The sequence below is a fragment of the Rhizobium sp. SG570 genome (assembly GCF_012275345.1).
GTDB lineage: Bacteria > Pseudomonadota > Alphaproteobacteria > Rhizobiales > Rhizobiaceae > Rhizobium > Rhizobium lusitanum.
Map to the genome: position 1 here is coordinate 161,863 of NZ_JAAZQI010000007.1, position 14,828 is coordinate 176,690.

Annotated in this window: 17 protein-coding genes and 1 pseudogene; 9 read left to right on the plus strand and 9 right to left on the minus strand. The window is 59.8% G+C overall.

Features of this window, described 5'->3' with window-relative positions:
- Positions 1-292: 292 nt before the first annotated feature.
- Together FHT28_RS16210 and FHT28_RS36200 are read left to right on the plus strand one after the other, a co-directional pair.
- On the plus strand, positions 293-619 hold the full coding sequence (locus tag FHT28_RS16210; protein ID WP_047557506.1) for a DUF5335 family protein: 327 nt from the start codon (positions 293-295) through the stop codon (positions 617-619).
- 286 nt (positions 620-905) lie between these two features.
- Positions 906-1,196 (plus strand): aldo/keto reductase, encoded by a 291-nt coding sequence (locus FHT28_RS36200; protein ID WP_234904007.1) that lies wholly within the window; start codon positions 906-908, stop codon positions 1,194-1,196.
- A gap of 172 nt (positions 1,197-1,368) precedes the next feature.
- On the opposite strand, the gene FHT28_RS16220 is transcribed toward FHT28_RS36200, so the two are convergent.
- A complete protein-coding gene (locus FHT28_RS16220; RefSeq protein WP_168596736.1) occupies positions 1,369-2,103 on the minus strand; it encodes a sulfite exporter TauE/SafE family protein in 735 nt (244 codons plus the stop codon).
- Positions 2,104-2,212: 109 nt separating this feature from the next.
- On the opposite strand from FHT28_RS16220, the gene FHT28_RS16225 reads away from it, so the two are divergent.
- Positions 2,213-3,043 carry a helix-turn-helix transcriptional regulator gene (locus tag FHT28_RS16225; protein ID WP_168596737.1) on the plus strand — a complete coding sequence of 277 codons (831 nt, stop codon included), beginning with the start codon at positions 2,213-2,215 and terminating at the stop codon, positions 3,041-3,043.
- A gap of 343 nt (positions 3,044-3,386) precedes the next feature.
- Here the strand turns inward: FHT28_RS16225 and FHT28_RS16230 are convergent, their stop codons facing one another.
- Both FHT28_RS16230 and FHT28_RS16235 read right to left on the minus strand, forming a co-directional pair.
- Positions 3,387-3,974 (minus strand): hypothetical protein, encoded by a 588-nt coding sequence (locus tag FHT28_RS16230; RefSeq protein WP_168596738.1) that lies wholly within the window; start codon positions 3,972-3,974, stop codon positions 3,387-3,389.
- Positions 3,975-4,020: 46 nt separating this feature from the next.
- Positions 4,021-4,323: an alcohol dehydrogenase catalytic domain-containing protein gene (locus FHT28_RS16235; protein ID WP_168596739.1), complete on the minus strand. Its 303-nt coding sequence runs from the start codon at positions 4,321-4,323 to the stop codon at positions 4,021-4,023.
- A gap of 203 nt (positions 4,324-4,526) precedes the next feature.
- Here FHT28_RS16235 and FHT28_RS16240 point away from each other — a divergent pair, with 203 nt between their 5' ends.
- Positions 4,527-5,432 (plus strand): LysR family transcriptional regulator, encoded by a 906-nt coding sequence (locus FHT28_RS16240; RefSeq protein WP_168596740.1) that lies wholly within the window; start codon positions 4,527-4,529, stop codon positions 5,430-5,432.
- Positions 5,433-5,673: 241 nt separating this feature from the next.
- Here the strand turns inward: FHT28_RS16240 and FHT28_RS16245 are convergent, their stop codons facing one another.
- The gene (locus FHT28_RS16245) at positions 5,674-6,804 is read right to left on the minus strand and encodes an alpha/beta hydrolase (RefSeq protein WP_234903992.1); all 1,131 of its coding nucleotides are present in this window, start codon (positions 6,802-6,804) and stop codon (positions 5,674-5,676) included.
- A 575-nt stretch (positions 6,805-7,379) separates the two neighbouring features.
- On the minus strand, positions 7,380-7,859 hold the full coding sequence (locus FHT28_RS16250) for a helix-turn-helix domain-containing protein (protein WP_348644991.1): 480 nt from the start codon (positions 7,857-7,859) through the stop codon (positions 7,380-7,382).
- Between the two features lie 104 nt (positions 7,860-7,963).
- Between FHT28_RS16250 and FHT28_RS16255 the strand changes: the two genes are divergently transcribed.
- The 4 genes from FHT28_RS16255 to FHT28_RS16270 all read left to right on the plus strand — a co-directional run bounded on the left by FHT28_RS16255 (position 7,964) and on the right by FHT28_RS16270 (position 11,399).
- Positions 7,964-8,599, plus strand: a complete 636-nt coding sequence (locus FHT28_RS16255) for an NAD(P)-binding domain-containing protein (protein ID WP_168596741.1) — start codon at positions 7,964-7,966, stop codon at positions 8,597-8,599.
- 37 nt (positions 8,600-8,636) lie between these two features.
- Complete coding sequence (locus tag FHT28_RS16260; protein ID WP_168596742.1) at positions 8,637-9,608, plus strand: SDR family oxidoreductase; 972 nt, start codon at positions 8,637-8,639, stop codon at positions 9,606-9,608.
- A gap of 116 nt (positions 9,609-9,724) precedes the next feature.
- On the plus strand, positions 9,725-10,669 hold the full coding sequence (locus FHT28_RS16265; RefSeq protein WP_168596743.1) for an SDR family oxidoreductase: 945 nt from the start codon (positions 9,725-9,727) through the stop codon (positions 10,667-10,669).
- A 109-nt stretch (positions 10,670-10,778) separates the two neighbouring features.
- Entirely contained in the window at positions 10,779-11,399 is a 621-nt protein-coding gene (locus tag FHT28_RS16270) for an NAD(P)-binding domain-containing protein (RefSeq protein ID WP_168596744.1), read from the plus strand.
- 18 nt (positions 11,400-11,417) lie between these two features.
- Here the strand turns inward: FHT28_RS16270 and FHT28_RS16275 are convergent, their stop codons facing one another.
- The 4 genes and pseudogenes from FHT28_RS16275 to FHT28_RS16290 form a co-directional block, all read right to left on the minus strand.
- Entirely contained in the window at positions 11,418-11,639 is a 222-nt protein-coding gene (locus FHT28_RS16275; RefSeq protein WP_168596745.1) for a hypothetical protein, read from the minus strand.
- Between the two features lie 11 nt (positions 11,640-11,650).
- Positions 11,651-12,006: pseudogene (locus tag FHT28_RS16280) on the minus strand (nuclear transport factor 2 family protein); the annotation flags it as partial.
- A 72-nt stretch (positions 12,007-12,078) separates the two neighbouring features.
- Positions 12,079-12,678: an NAD(P)-binding domain-containing protein gene (locus FHT28_RS16285; protein WP_168596746.1), complete on the minus strand. Its 600-nt coding sequence runs from the start codon at positions 12,676-12,678 to the stop codon at positions 12,079-12,081.
- Between the two features lie 78 nt (positions 12,679-12,756).
- Positions 12,757-13,491, minus strand: coding sequence for an SDR family oxidoreductase (locus FHT28_RS16290; RefSeq protein WP_168596747.1), 735 nt, complete (start codon positions 13,489-13,491; stop codon positions 12,757-12,759).
- Positions 13,492-13,710: 219 nt separating this feature from the next.
- On the opposite strand from FHT28_RS16290, the gene FHT28_RS16295 reads away from it, so the two are divergent.
- A complete protein-coding gene (locus FHT28_RS16295) occupies positions 13,711-14,664 on the plus strand; it encodes a LysR family transcriptional regulator (RefSeq protein WP_168596748.1) in 954 nt (317 codons plus the stop codon).
- Positions 14,665-14,828 lie beyond the last annotated feature (164 nt).

Sequence of the window (14,828 nt, forward strand, 5' to 3'; positions counted from 1 at the left end):
ATAGAACGGCAACTAGATCACAGTTCATGGCCGCATTGGATCGGCTGTCGGAAGCTAAAAATGGGGACCGGTTATTTTCCCCGATCTATTTGCGACGAGGGGCTGGTTAGAGGGAGAACTCTACAATGATCGCGCGGAATTCGCGTGTTTTCTACTGCGCACTTACGACGGCAGCCATGCAACAATCTCGTGGTTCTGACCATTTCTGAAGAAATAAGGATATCCTTGATTCAGATCATATCATTCCAGCGATACCTGGTCTTAGTTTAATGCTTTCAAAAGGACGAAGACCATGATGAGCAAGACCATCGCTCCAGCAGAATGGCAAGCCTATTTCAAAAGCCTTGTAAAGACCCTCAGCGGTAAGCACGTTCGGGTTGAAGTGGTCGGGATTACCTTGGGCGATCAGGTCCTTACCTCGTCGTCACCACTGTTGGGAATGACCTACGAACCTAAGAAGAATACGCTTGAGATCTCCTTGGACGGCCTCGAACACATCATCAATCGCCCCAAGGCGATTTCCATCAGGGAAGATGATGGGACCTTGGTGGCGTTGGATATCGTCGATCAAGACGATCGGCATCAGATCGTGACGCTGCTGCCATCGCGGCAGCCGTAATGAGATCGGTGACAGCGAAGCGGATTAAGAGGCGCAACGGATAAATCGGATTTGGCTGCGCGCTTCAATGCACGATTGATCGGGTTTGTTCGGCGGATTTCCATATGCCAATCGTGGCTAAAGAAGAGATTTCCGAGAGAACACGACAATACGACGATCCCCGTGAAATAGGGACGTATGTCGTGCCCGCGGCCGCCAAACTCGGCGTGACGATCGTGCGGTACTCGCCGCTTGGCTGCGGCATGCTCACGGGCCAGGCATCTGCCAGCGGGTCTATCCGGTGGCGATGTCCGCCAGCATTGCCCCCTTCTCTCCAGACAACCGCATAGCCAACATGCGTCTCGTCGCCAAAATCGAGGAGATCGCGTCAGCCAAAGGCATCACGCCAGCTCAGCTTGTCCTCGCGTGGCTTTGCGCTCGGTTAAGGACGTTGAACGCAAAGGCGGTTCCGGTTCCCGAAACACGCAAACGCCCCCTTCTGGAGGAGAACGTTGCTGCGGTCTCCATCACTCTAACAGAGCAGGAGATGACAACACTTGAACCGCTCGCTGCAGCCGTGCGGGGTGTTGCGGTCTGATGCCAGATCGATGCGCGGTCCTTACTGCGCATCGAGGCCCTCGGAAACGGCCGCGACGTGCCCTTCAAACCTTGGCTTTGGGCGGCCAACTTCCGCATGTCGAGTTGCATTTCACAACGGCGGACGGTCGACAATCGGCCCCAGTCGGCCAACGCGCCGGCTATTGCCATTGTCAAGCCACGGAAAATGCGGCTTTCGCCGTAATCAATACGGAAACGACGAGCAGCAGCCAAAGAACAATTCGCCGGTACGAAGCTTCGCTGGTGTGAGAAAACCCTTTCGCCCCCAGCCAGATGCAGATCGCGTAGATTGGAACAAGCAAAAGCGACAGATGGAGTCGGGGTGCCGTAACCATCCCATAACCGATGTAGGTCGCACCCAGGATCAGACTCTCGCCGGTCAAGAACACAATCGCGTCAGCACGTGTCGTTCGTGCGTCCATATTCCGCCCAAGCAGATAGATCATCGCGGGTGGCCCGAAGATTCCGCACACGCCTCCCGCGAAACCGGACACTGCGCCGGCTCCCACACTCCGGGCCGGCCCGGCACCAAGACGGAACGCCTTGCTGAACAGCATGTTTGACGTAGCCAACAATAGGAACAAGCCCACGATCAGTTGGGCAAGGGACTGCTCGACGACAAGGAGAACCATCACACCCAATGGGGTCAGCGCAATCGCGCCGATGGCCATCCAGAAAATTGTGCGCCTATCGCACTGTGGAATCGCCTTCCAAACAAGAGGAAGGGAGGGCAGCAGATCGATGAGGAACAATGTAACGACAGCGGTTTGAGCGTCATACGCTAGCGCAACAAGGGGAACGTAAATCATCGCCGTCCCGAACGCGGCAAATCCTCGCGAAAATCCTGCCGCCGCTGCTGCCATCAGCGCACAAATCAACATCGCCATTCAGGCCCTCGAAATAATCTGAACATGCTGAAGGATGCCGAAAGCGGCCGGCGATGAGAAGTGGAGAAGTTATGCTACCATTGGCACTATCAGGCTGGAGCGGAATGTTATGGTGGATAGGGAGGTACGGGCAGAGCTGGCGGTGTTCTTAAAATCGAGGCGCAACAGGTTGTCCCCGACAGATTTTGGCCTGCCCAGCGGCTCCGGGCGTCGAGCACCAGGCCTGCGGCGCGAAGAGGTCGCAGCGCTTTCGGGGATCGGTCTCACCTGGTACACTTGTCTTGAGCAAGGCAAGGACATCCAGGTCTCAGCTGCATTTCTCGACAATTTGGCGCGCGGTCTACGTTTCAGCGTAGCTGAACGAGAGCATTTGTTCGCCCTGGCAGAGCATCGGCGACCACCACCGTCCGGCTTGCTTGTGCCAACGCAGCAGGATTACGGCTTACAAGCCCTTCTCGACGGCATCAGCAATCCAGCCTACGCTCGAAACAGCCGCTTCGACGTGTCCACCTGGAATACCGCCAACACGGAGATGTTCGGCGATTTCGCTTCTATTCCTCCAGCCGAGCGCAATGTCATTCGGCTGATGTTTCTCCGTAGCTATCATCGTCGCTCAATGCCGGACTGGCAGGCGGACGCCCGTGCATTGCTCGCAAGGTTCCGCGTCAACCTCGGCCTTGCTCCGGACAAGGCACCTTTTTTCTCTCTTGTGAATGAGTTGACCGATCTCTGCCCCGAGTTCCGCCGCCTGTGGGCAGATTATGAGGTGAGCAGTCCTGGCGAAGGAGCCACGCATTTCCATTCACGTCGCCATGGCGACCAACATTTTCACCATCACCTCCTGATGCCGGAAGCGTGGCCAGACCTGCGGATCGTAATTTTCATTCGAGGCCAGGCATCGTCTTGCCCGTCAACTTCAGTGCGTCCCGGGCCAAGCTGAAATCGATCTGCAATTCTCGGCGCAAAGCTCGCTCTCAGAAGTCGCCCCGGGATATTCGGTTACAGAGTTCCGGTCGCCTTAGGTGGGATTCCGCCCCCTACCGCAAACGCCCCCTAGATGCCGGCCACGAACTCATGCTCGAGCGGCCTGCCTCCGTAAACGAGGCTCTCTTTGGTTGGTTTAATAATTTGCCACCTTAGCGGCGAGAGATCCCATTCGCACGGAATCCGACTTGCCGATCGGCATCCAAGCAGGTCCCCGCCGATCGACGTCGAATCACGCATCGGAACGAGCGCATTCCCTGTCGAATTTTTGATTCGCCGTCGCATCGATCCACTCAATCTCACCGACGCCGGCTGTAACTATACCGATGTCCAAGCCATTCCGTCCCGTTTCCGTCCGCCAAGGTGAAGTATTGATCCTTGACGTCGGTGTCGGGTCCATCGAAACGCGTCACCTGCCGCATTCGCATCAGCGTGCCCGCGCTTCCGCCGTCGTTCCAGGCCGCGATCGGATAGAAAAACAGCTCCACTGATTTCCCGTCTCCGGCAACGTTACTCCACGCCGGCATCAGGCCGACGGGATCGCGTGTGTCGAAAGAGACATATTGCCATCGGGCCTCGACGCGATCGAACGTCAGCAGATCGGTCCGCCTGACCTCGTGCCTTGCGACGTCCTTTTCCAGCCGGATGATCTCCTGAAGAACAGAACCCATCATGAAGCGCTCGGCCACCAGTCCCGTCGATGTCTCGGGTCCCGCGCCCGGCGATCGCCATATGGTTTCGGCCAGATCCCAAAGTCCTATTCGAGTTGCAAGCAGCTGCCCTTCGACGCCGAGTTCATTCAGTTCTGTTCTATCCGCCGCTTTGGCGGTCGTGGCAGTGACGAGTCCACCCGCCATTGCCGCGGCGAGGAATGCCGTAGTTTTCATGAAGTTTCGACGATACATGAAAGCACCTCGTTTCTAGTGTGTTTGGTTAAAGCGAGAGACCGATAACGATCTTGCCGAAGGCACCACGATTGAGATGCTCGAGGGCTTGCGGGAGGTTCGATAAGCCGTAGCGAGCGTCGATGATCGGTCGACCATCCCTCCACTCTGGAAAGAATGTGGAGATGACGCGATTTCCGACAGCGAACTGTGCAATGGACCTCCCCGCGCCCACGACCGCGTCGGACATGTCGGAAGCCAGCGTCACAGGCCAGTTGAACTCGCCCATATTGCCTGCGATGACCTCCTGATCGCGGTAATTGAGTGCGACTGCGTTGACCTTGATGAGCACCTCATTATCTCCAAACGCGGGAATAGGCGCGTCTTTGAGCTTTAGGTTCTCCGGGCCGAAAGCCGACAATTCCCTACGCCGCATGAGTTTTTTGCATTGCTTCAGTCCTTTTCACATCGGTGAAAGGACGTTATCACTCCCCTTTGCGCAACGGTTGAGCCGTTTTCGCTCGACTATGTTGCGCGCTGCGCTACAATATCGTCATGACGATCTCAATGGGTGATATTCCCGTCTTCGTATGCGCTGTCGAGAGTGCAGGCTTTTCGGAAGCCGGCCGCCGACTGAACCTCTCACGGTCATCGGTCGGACGGGCTGTCGCTCGCCTAGAAGCGGACCTGAAGGTCAGGCTGTTCGACCGGACCACCCGCCACCAAAATGTCACTGCGGACGGGCAGATGTTTTATGAGCATTGTCAGAGAGCAATCACGGAACTGCGTTCCGTCGAGGCGGCATTTGATTCTGGTCTGAAGGTGCCACGAGGAAAGCTCAGAGTATCCATGCCGGTCTTGTTCGGACGAATGTGCGTCGCCCCCGTTCTCAGGGACCTCGCGAAAGAAAATCCCGAACTCGAACTGGAATTGAACTTCAGCGATCGGAAGGTTGACCTTCTGGAAGATGGATTCGACCTCGCGATCCGCAACGGCTCGCCGGGCAACGGCGCGGGAATACGAATCCGTCGCATAGGCCAAGAGGAAACGATGCTGTACGCCTCTCCGGCGTATATCGAAGCTCGAGGCGAGCCGGGGACAGTGTCGGAGCTCGCTTTTCACGACGCCGTCACCTACGGCCGCAGCGGAAGGGTGCAGTCCTGGACGCTCGAGCAGGAAGGAACCGTCCTCGAATTCAATCCGAGGTCCCGGTTCCGATTCGACGACATCGACGCCATCGCGGACGCCGTGGCGGATGGTCTCGGACTGGCCTGGTTGCCCTATTGGCTTGTTCAGAAACGTGTCGAGTCCGGAGAACTCGTAAGAGTAATGCCCCAGATGTCTTCTCACGTGTCGGAAGTGTGGGCCGTCTGGCCCGAGGGACCTCATCTGCCCACCCGCGTGCGGTCCGCTATCGACGCACTTGCAGGGGCATTGCCCAAGGTCGCGTCACCTCTTTGAGTTCTGACGCCATCTAGCGTGTTGTTGAAACGCCTGAGTCTGCGAGGCTTCGAAAACTCTCGGTGGGTCAGCTCATCGGCGGTCGGTCTCGATGCAGGTTCGTATCCAACACACGATAGACCTTATAAGTGGTCAAAGTCGCACTGCATCTTGATTGGCCTATTCAACGCGAAACCTGGCGTGGTTGACCCATCGTAGGCCGACCGCTCCACGTTGGAGACTCCACTTTTCCATCCCGTCATCAGAGCTTCTTGCTCTGAAGCCAGCTGCGGATGACCTGGATGAGTTCCGCCTTGCATTCAAGCGGGAGCCAATGTCCGGCGGGCAGGCTCGTCACGGTAAGGTCTGTGCAGGCCGCGCGCATCGGGTCGCCTTGGCGATTTCCAGCGATGGTGCAGATTTGATCAAAATCGCCGTTAACGAAAAGGATCGGCTGCGAGAGGCGCCCGCCATTGGCCGCTTCGCGGGCGTAGGCGATGTTGGCGTCATCGTTTGTATACAGCGCGCAGGGGCCGCGGAAGCCATGAGCCTTGAACGACTGTACCAGCACCTCGAAGTCCGCTGGGAGCCACAGCGCGGGATTTGGTTTAGTCGGCGGGGCACGATGTGCAGCGCCAAAGCGTCCTCCGTCGCGCGTTACGATCGCCATCGGCGAAACCTTTCCAACGACGTCAGGACTGCCGGGTTGATAGGCCGAGGCAAGATATGCTGCATGGTCTGCTTCAAGATCAGCGACTGCCCCATCAAAGTTCGTCATGTAGTAGCGGACGTAGTCCCACTGGCCATCCGGATACTGGTCAGCCGGATAGATCGTTCGATCAACCAGCGACACGAGCGTAGGCAGGCTGTTCGCCTCAGGAAAATACGCCCACGACGCCAGCACAACGCCACGGCTGCGCTCAGGCTCATGCGAGGCCAATGCCCCAGCCACGATACTGCCCCAGTCGTGGCCAACCCAGATCGCAGGTTTGCCGCCAAGGTGGTCGTGAAGCTCCGTCATATCCGCCACGATTTCCTGTATGGAGTAAGCGTCTTTGGCTGCCGGGGCAGAAGAGCCGCCGAAGCCGCGCAGATCGGGAGCGACGCAGCGCCAGCCGCCGCCGGCGAACGCCTCCATCTGGGCCCGCCATATCAAACTGATGCTCGGGAACCCATGCAGGAAGAACATCAACGGTCCGTCGGCCGGTCCGCACTCGAGGTAGTGAGTTGTGTGACGCGGCGTATTGAAAATGCGCGACACCAGCGTTGGCGCGGAGCTAGGCGCACCCCATGCTGCGCTGGAGATCGCGTCCGCGGACATTCGCAGGAGAATGGAACGTCGGTCCGGCATTGGCCCGACAGCAACATTGATCGATTGAAGTACGGCTGTCATCGTCAAACTCCGGTTGGTCCAATGGTCCTTTAGTGTGTGACCCGGAGCCGAAGATCGACCCCCGCTGGAATCCGCGACAACGATCTGAAAACGTTGAAGATATTGAAAAAGTAGCGGGGGTCAAGACTTACGCCGGTCGTGGCCGACGCTACATCAATTTACGAATGAAAATCAATAAGTTGCGCCCTGCCGGAAAGGAGGCAAACTTCTCCTTCCGCCGCGCTCATATTTCTAATCGAATGTAGCCGCCCACTTGATCCCTTCGCCAGCGATGCCATTAGAAGCAGGTCCATAAAGCGGCAGGATTTTCGGCCGAATGCTGTTCAGACGCCAGCCCCACGGAATCTGGCTCGGGTGCAATTGTCATGTTTGGTCCTTAAATCATCTTCGGTTGTTGGTTTTGCCGTATGCGAAGGCGAACGGCCGCCGCGTTGATTCTCGACTTCGTCGCCAAGCCCATCTGTCAGGATCGCGCTTGCGACGATGTGAACCAGATGTCCTGCCCGTGGCGCGAATGAAGGCAGGTCGACGAGCCATCCAAGCGCTGACGTCAGCGCCGAACAGATCCTCACCTGTCATGTCAATGCGCGCCATCCCCTCGGCCTGAGCTTGGAGCAACAGTCGCGCGCGCTGCGAGCATCGCCGCGCATGAAGCATAAAGCGCGGAGTCGGGGTCCGTGTGGGCAAGCCGCCATCAGCGCAACGACGCCCCTGTGGCTTTGAGCTATTGCGATCCATTCGCGAAAGCAGGTCAGGAGCGCTTCGGCAGACGGAGCCGACGCTTCAAGTTCATGTGCTCTGTGTGTCAGTGTCCAGGTTGGTCCGCAGCAGCACTTCGAAGAGCGCTCTCGCGTCGGGAAATGGCGGAGCAGTGTAGCCAACCCAAAGTCGGCCCGGCGGGCAATATCGCGCATCGATACATCGGTCCCGTGCTCGGCAACGACGTCACGCGCGACTGCGAGGAGGTGGCTGTAAATTTTTTTTCGGCTCTCATCAAGCGCCTTGATAAATGGATCGATGGTCCGTATATTTGGATCAGTGATCCGAATATAAATGGATCAGCGGTCCAGTAGACATAATGCTTGCGCGTGAATGGCAACAGACACCCCGCCCGACGCGTAACGAGATGTCATTAGGAAAACCGGCAAGGAACACGAACATGAGCACTGTCAGTATAATCGGCTCAGGCGGCATGGCTGCGGCAATCGCGAGCCTTGCCGTCAAAGCCGGACACACGGTCGAATTGATGGCTCGCGACACCGCCAAAGCGCGGACGTTGGCCGATGCGCTCGGCGCCGGTGCAACGACAGGAACGTTCGCCGCCACCCCGGCCGGGGACATCGTCATCCTCGCCGTTCCATACACGGCAGTTCTGGACATCGTGAAGCACTATGGCGAGAAGCTCTCTGACAAAATCCTCATCGACATCACCAACCCCATCAAATCCGATTTCTCGGGCTTCTTGACCCCTGACGATAGCTTTGGCGCGCAAGAGATCGCCAAGGCTGCGCCTGCCGATACGGAAATCGTAAAGGCGTTCAACACCCTGAATGCCCAGGTCCTCGCCGCTGGCCCAGTCGAGGGCCACCCGGTGGACGTGTTCATTGCTGGAGACGGCGCGCAGGCGAAGGCCCGCGTCTCGGTCTTCGTCGAGAGCCTCGGACTGCGCTCGATGGATGCCGGGCCGCTATCCATGGCGCGGGCGCTGGAACACGCCTGCATGCTTGTGCTCGGGCTCGTTACCCATGCCGTCAAACACACCAACTTCTCGATCGGCGTCAAACTCCTCGACTGAGCGCCCTAATATCCCATTTTTCGCAAGGAGCATTGCCATGCACGTCTTCGTCACCGGCCCCTCCGGCCACGCCGGCTCGTACGTCATCCCGGAACTTATCGCGGCCGGCCACGAGGTCACCGGTCTGGCGCGATCGGACGAGTCGGCCGCCGCGGTGTCCGCGCTCGGCGCCAAGGTGCGTCGTGGCGACCTCGCCGATCTCGATGTGCTGAAGGTGGCAGCTGCGGAGTCCGATGGCGTCATCCACCTCGGCTACAGGGCCGACCTCCTCCGGTCCGGAGGGCTAACCGCCCTGCGCGATTCTGAGCTCGCGATCGTGCTGGCATTGGGCGATGCGCTGGCCGGCACGAATAAGCCGCTGATCGTGGCGGGCAGCATCGGCGCGCCCTCGAACGCAGGCCGTGCTGGCCGCATCGGTGCGTCGATCAGCCTCGGCCGACCTGCGACGGAGGATGACCCTGCTTTGCCGAGCGGCCCCTTGGACGAAGGCACTCTGGTGTCTCGCAATATCGTGGAAACCACCGTGCTAAGCTTTGCCGAGAAGGGGGTGCGGTCTTCGGTCGTCCGGATTTCTCTCATCGTGCACAGCCCAACCGATCGTGCGGGCTTTCTCGTCGGGCTGACGGGGCTCGCGAAGCAGAAAGGCTTCGTCGCCTATCCTGGAGCCGGCGCGAACCGATGGCCTGCCGTACATGCACGCGATCTGGCATCCTTGTTCCGTCTTGCACTCGAAAAGGGCGCTGCGGGAAAGACCTGGCACGCGGTGGGCAACGAGGGCGTCCCGTTCCGGGAGATCGCCGAGGCCGTCGCCAAGCGCATCGGTCTGCCCGCCAAGAGCGTTCCCGCCGATGAGATGATGGTGCCGGGATATTTCGGCGGCCTGTCGGCGGTGGTCACCGGTGACTTCGTGGCATCGAGCGCCATCACGCGACGGGCGCTCGGCTGGGCGCCTCTCCAGCCCGGTCTGATCGAGGACATGGACAACGGCCATTACTTCCCTGCCGCTTGAGTTGATCTGAGCCTCTCCTCATCAGGCACACCAACTTCGCAATCGGCATCAGCCTTCTCGGCTGAGTGCACTCGCACCAACGCCCTCACCTCAAATCGCTCACAAGGAGCAGTTACATGCACGTATTTGTTACTGGCGGCACCGGCCATTCCGGTCCGTACATCATTTCCGATCTCATCGCCGCCGGCCACGCGGTCACCGCCTTGGCACGCTCTGACGCGGCCGCAGCGGCAGTGTCCGCGCTCGGCGCCAAGGTGCGTCGCGGCAGCCTCGAGGATATCGACGGTCTCATGGAGGCGGCCGCGGCCTCGGACGGCGTCATCCATGTCGCGCACCGGCAAGAACTCATTCCAACAGGTGGGATCAACGCTGTAGCCGCCGCCGAACTCCAGATCATGCTCGCCTATGGCGAGGCACTGGCGGGAAGCGGAAAGCCGCTGATCGCGTCGGGAAGTATTGGCTCACCTGGGTGGGAAGGCTTGGGCCGACCAGCCACCGAGAAGGATCCGCCCCTTCCTGGCGGCGATCCCTACAAGGGCACCCTGCGGGTTCGTAACATCGTGGAAACCACGGTGATTGGCCTCGCCGAGAAGGGCGTGCGGTCTTCAATCGTGCGGATTCCTGAAATCATGCACAGTTCGACCGACAAGGCCGGCTTCCTTCCGCTGCTGATCGGGCTGGCGAAGGAAAAGGGTGTCGTCGGTTATCCCGGAGACGGTACGAACCGGTGGGGGGCCGTGCATGCCCGCGACCTTGCCGCCGTATTTCGCTTGGCGCTGGAGAAGGGGCCTGCCGGATGCAACTGGCACGCGGTTGCCGACGAGGCCGTTCCCTACCGCCAGATCGCCGAGGCCATTGGCGAGCGTTTGAAGCTGCCGGCTGTGCCAATTCCTGCAGACGTGCTGATGCTGCCGGGATATTTTGGGTTCCTTGCGAATCTGGTCACGCTCGACACCCCGACCTCGAACGCCATCACCCGCCAGACCCTTGGCTGGGAACCAACTCAGCCCGGCCTGTTCGCCGACTTGGACAACGGCCATTACTTCCCCGCCGACCGATGAGGGACGACAGGCCGGCTAGTCATACCGCGCCTGGAGGACAGCAACGCCGTGATGGTGTGATCCGTCCAGGGAAGACGAGCAATACCCCCGATTCAAAAGGAGACTGCACATGAGCACTATCAGCATCATCGGCTCAGGAAAAATGGCGGCGGCAATCGCCGGCCGCACCGCAAAGGCTGGACACACCGTCGAGGTGATCAGCCGTACCGTGGCCAACGCGCAGGCGCTTGCCGACCAACTTGGAGCCGGAGCCACCACAGGAACTTACGGCGCAGCACCTGCGGGCGACATCGTCATCCTCGCCGTGCCGTATGCCGGTGCGGCGGCGGCGGTGGCCGACTTCGGGTCAACGCTGGACGGCAAGGTGATCATCGACATCGCCAACCCCGTCGCACCCGACCTCTCGGGCCTCGTAACGCCCCATGGCAGTTCAGGCGCACAGGAGACCGCCAAGGGCCTTCCCGCAGGCGCGCATGTCGTGAAGGCCTTCAACACGATCTTCGGTCACGTCCTTGCGAAGGGTGGACGCCTCGACGCGTTCATCGCAGCCGACGATGCGGAGGCGAAGAAGCGCGTCTCGGCCTTCCTCGAGAGCCTCGGGCTGCGTCCGTTCGATGTCGGCGGCCTGCACATGGCCCAGACGCTTGAGGCGCTTGGGCTGATGATGATTGGCCTCGCCAAAAACGGCGCCGGCACCTGGGACTTCGCCATGACCGTCGATATCGGCTGAATCACCGACACCACGTCCTCACGAGCCCGCGATCTCTCCGATGCGTTGGACGAGGTCGCGGCCGGTGATGCCATCGGGGAAGTCCGGATAGTTCCTCGTTAGCGGGATCGATGCGGTCCGCCCCGCGCCTCGGTCGACCACCTGAACGGTCAGGCGGAACCGCGCCAGGTAGAGCGCGGCCGTCAATCCCCGCGGAACCGCCGCCGACGCAAGGCAGTCGATCCGCTGGTTGTGCTGCAAGTGGCCTCGCTCTATCGCGAAGCCCAGGGTCTGAGGCTCACGGCCATTTCGGAGGCCCGCGCCAGTGCTTGTATGTCGATATATTCCCGGATCTTCGTCACTTTGCCATCTCGAACGGTAGTGGCGAAGACCCAATCGTCCTTGTAAGGTTTGTTCGTCGCGTCGATTTTTCCCTTAGCGACGCCTACCACCACTACCCGATACCCCTGCGCTACGAATTCGGGGGCTTCGGGTACGTCATTTCCACCTCTTCGACCGCCCTTTTAAGCACTGCTGCCAATTCCCCACGCCCGCGGTGGGTGTCTGCCAGCGGCCAGTCCCCGCCCGGAATGATCCATTCAATATCGTCTGCAACCAAGACCAGCAGATCGTGCCCGATCTAGTCGGACACGTTGGGTCCCACGAGGCGGGATCATATCGACATCGGCGATCCCGCTCATCAATCGAACTTGACCAAGTCCTTGAAGATCAGCTGCCCCCAGCTCTTTCCGCGCGCCTGCACGAGCAGACCACCTTCCGAAAGCCCGCCAAGTTTGATCGGCGCGAAACCGAGATTTTCCGCGAGCGCACCAATCTCGTCTGCGGCAGCGTCATCGTCGCTCGCGAGAAACACGACTCTCCTGCCACCATGCACGGCTGGATCTTGGGCAAGGGAGGCAGCACCCAAATGGTTGAAGCCCTTGACCAGTCTCGCGCCAGTGAAGGCGTGCGCGACGAACTTGGACGAAGGTTGTCCCCCCAGTTCCTCAGGGGGCACGCCGTAGGCGTTGGTCACATCGATGATCGTCTTCCCCTTCCATGTGGGAAGCGCCTTCGCGACATCCGGAAGCGACTCGAAACGGACAGCCAAGAAAAGGATATCCGCCTTGACGGCCTCGGCGAGTGTCTTGGGAATGATTGTGGGTCCGATCGCTGCCGCGGCAGAGGCAAAGCTCTCCGGGTCGCGCGTGGTTGCGACCGATACTTCGATGCCCTTGCGGGCAAACGCCTTGGCCAGGGCCTGGCCGATATTGCCGAAGCCGATAATTGCGTAGCTCATATCTATTCTCCTTGGATTTATCACGTCCCACGGCGCTCAGTACGATTAATAGAGCGCCGAAGGTCGTGGCATGGTGCGTCAGAGCTGTGCCAGGCCGCCGTCGACGGCGACTTCGCTGGCGGTCATGAAGCTGCTGTCCGGCGACGCGAGAAAGGCGGCCACGGCCCCGATCTCTGCCGGATCGCCCATGCGCTGGAGCGGAGTCATCGCGCCGTAGGCCTTCTGACCCTCCTCGCCCAGCGCCTCCTTCGCGAGTTCGGTCGCCGTCGCCCCGGGCGACAGCACGTTTATCCGGATGCCGGTGCCCTTCAGGTCCTCGGCCCAGGTCCGCGCGAGGTTGCGCACCGCCGCCTTGCTTGCGCTGTAGGCAGTGAATCCCGGAGCGCCCGTGGTGCCGGCGCTCGATCCGGTCAGGATGATCGAACCACCCTTGCCCATCAGCGGCAGCGCCTTCTGGACCGTGAAGATCGTACCCTTCACATTGGTGTCGAAAGTTTCGTCGATGTGCTTGGCGGTGATCTTACCGAGCGGAAGCGGGCTTCCCGCACCGGCATTGGCGAAGACGATGTCGAGCGTTCCGCGCTCTGCCTTCACCGCCGCGTAGAGGCGATCAAGGTCAGCCTCATCCGAAACCGAGCCCTTCACCGCGCGGGCATTGGGTCCGAGCTCGGCCACCGCGGCGTCGAGCGCTTCCTGCCGGCGGCCGTAGATGAAGACGAAGGCGCCCTCCTCGATGAAGCGTTTTGCGGCAGCGCGGCCGATACCGGTAGCACCACCGGTGATCACGGCGGTCTTTCCATTCAGTCTAGTCATGTCCTGCATCCTTCGTTGGATTTTGTGCGGAATAAAGAAACGTTTAGGGTCAGCGCTCCGACCTGCTTTGTTTGCTCCATTGAGGTAGGAGACCGCGCTCCGCGCTATCAGTGTGGAAAATTGCACAAGCGTGGTGCATAATCACACCGCCCGCATCGCGAGGAATTGTGCTAAAGCACCGCTTCAAGACATCAGCATCGCGATTTGGCCAGGAACACAATGACGATCGACTGGGATGATGTTCGATATTTTCTCGCCGTGGCCCGACATGGTTCCGTCCGCGCGGCTGCGGCCCAGCTTGAAGTCAATCACACGACGGTCCTGAGGCGCATCGCGCAGCTAGAGGCCCAGCTCCATTCGCAGTTGTTCGAAAAGTTGCCCGCAGGCTATCGCCTCACCGAAGCTGGCGAACAGGTCCAGGAACTGGCAGAACAGATGGAGGCTTCGTCTAATTTGCTGGTGAGCCGCGTGTCCGGCCGTGATCAGGCCGTGCGTGGTCCCCTGCGAGTCACAATGGCGCCCACCCTGGCGACCCACCTGTTGATGCCTGACTTTGCCGCCTTTACACGACAGCACCCAGAGATCGAAATGGAGATCCACTCTTCTTTAGAAAATGCCAACCTGACAAATCGCGAAGCCGACGTGGCCTTGAGAGTCGTTTTTGATCGCAACTCTTTGCCGCAAAACCTTCACGGCGTGAAAGGTCCCGACCTTTCCGTGGGTGTCTATATGTCTCGCGACCTTCTTGCGGCTTGGAAAGACGGCAAGTCTGGCAACATCAGATGGATATCGAAAAACATAGAGGGCGTGCCGGAGTGGGCCCAGGGCGATGTCGTCGAAATTACCGGAGCCCCGTTCCGGGTCCCGGAAGATGCAGCCCATCTCGAGGCGATGCGGCTGGGCCTGGGGATATCGGCGCTTCCAAGCTTCGTCGGAGATGCTGAGCCGTTGCTGGTCAGAGTTCCCGGCACACGTCTCGGCCCCCATGGAACGCTGTGGGTGCTGACACAGGGCGAAACGCGAAAGACCAAGCGTGTCCGCCTGTTCACGGAGTTCATATCAGAGAGACTGCGTGCTCACGCAGGCGTTCTTGCAGGCGACACGTCTCGCCAGGATCAATCGTCCAAACTCGATAGCCACCGACGAACCGCGATCAGTCTGCAGAATGCGTGAGGTCGAAGATTAATCTGCCGGCTAAACTGCTTCGAGTAACACCCATGTCGGTAGGTCAGAGAAGCTAAGGCCCGGAGCTCCTGGCCCGGCAAACTGGCGAAGGTGGATAACATCCATTTGTGATCATGCGGCATGACACGCAGGAGAACGTCCTGATCCCTAAG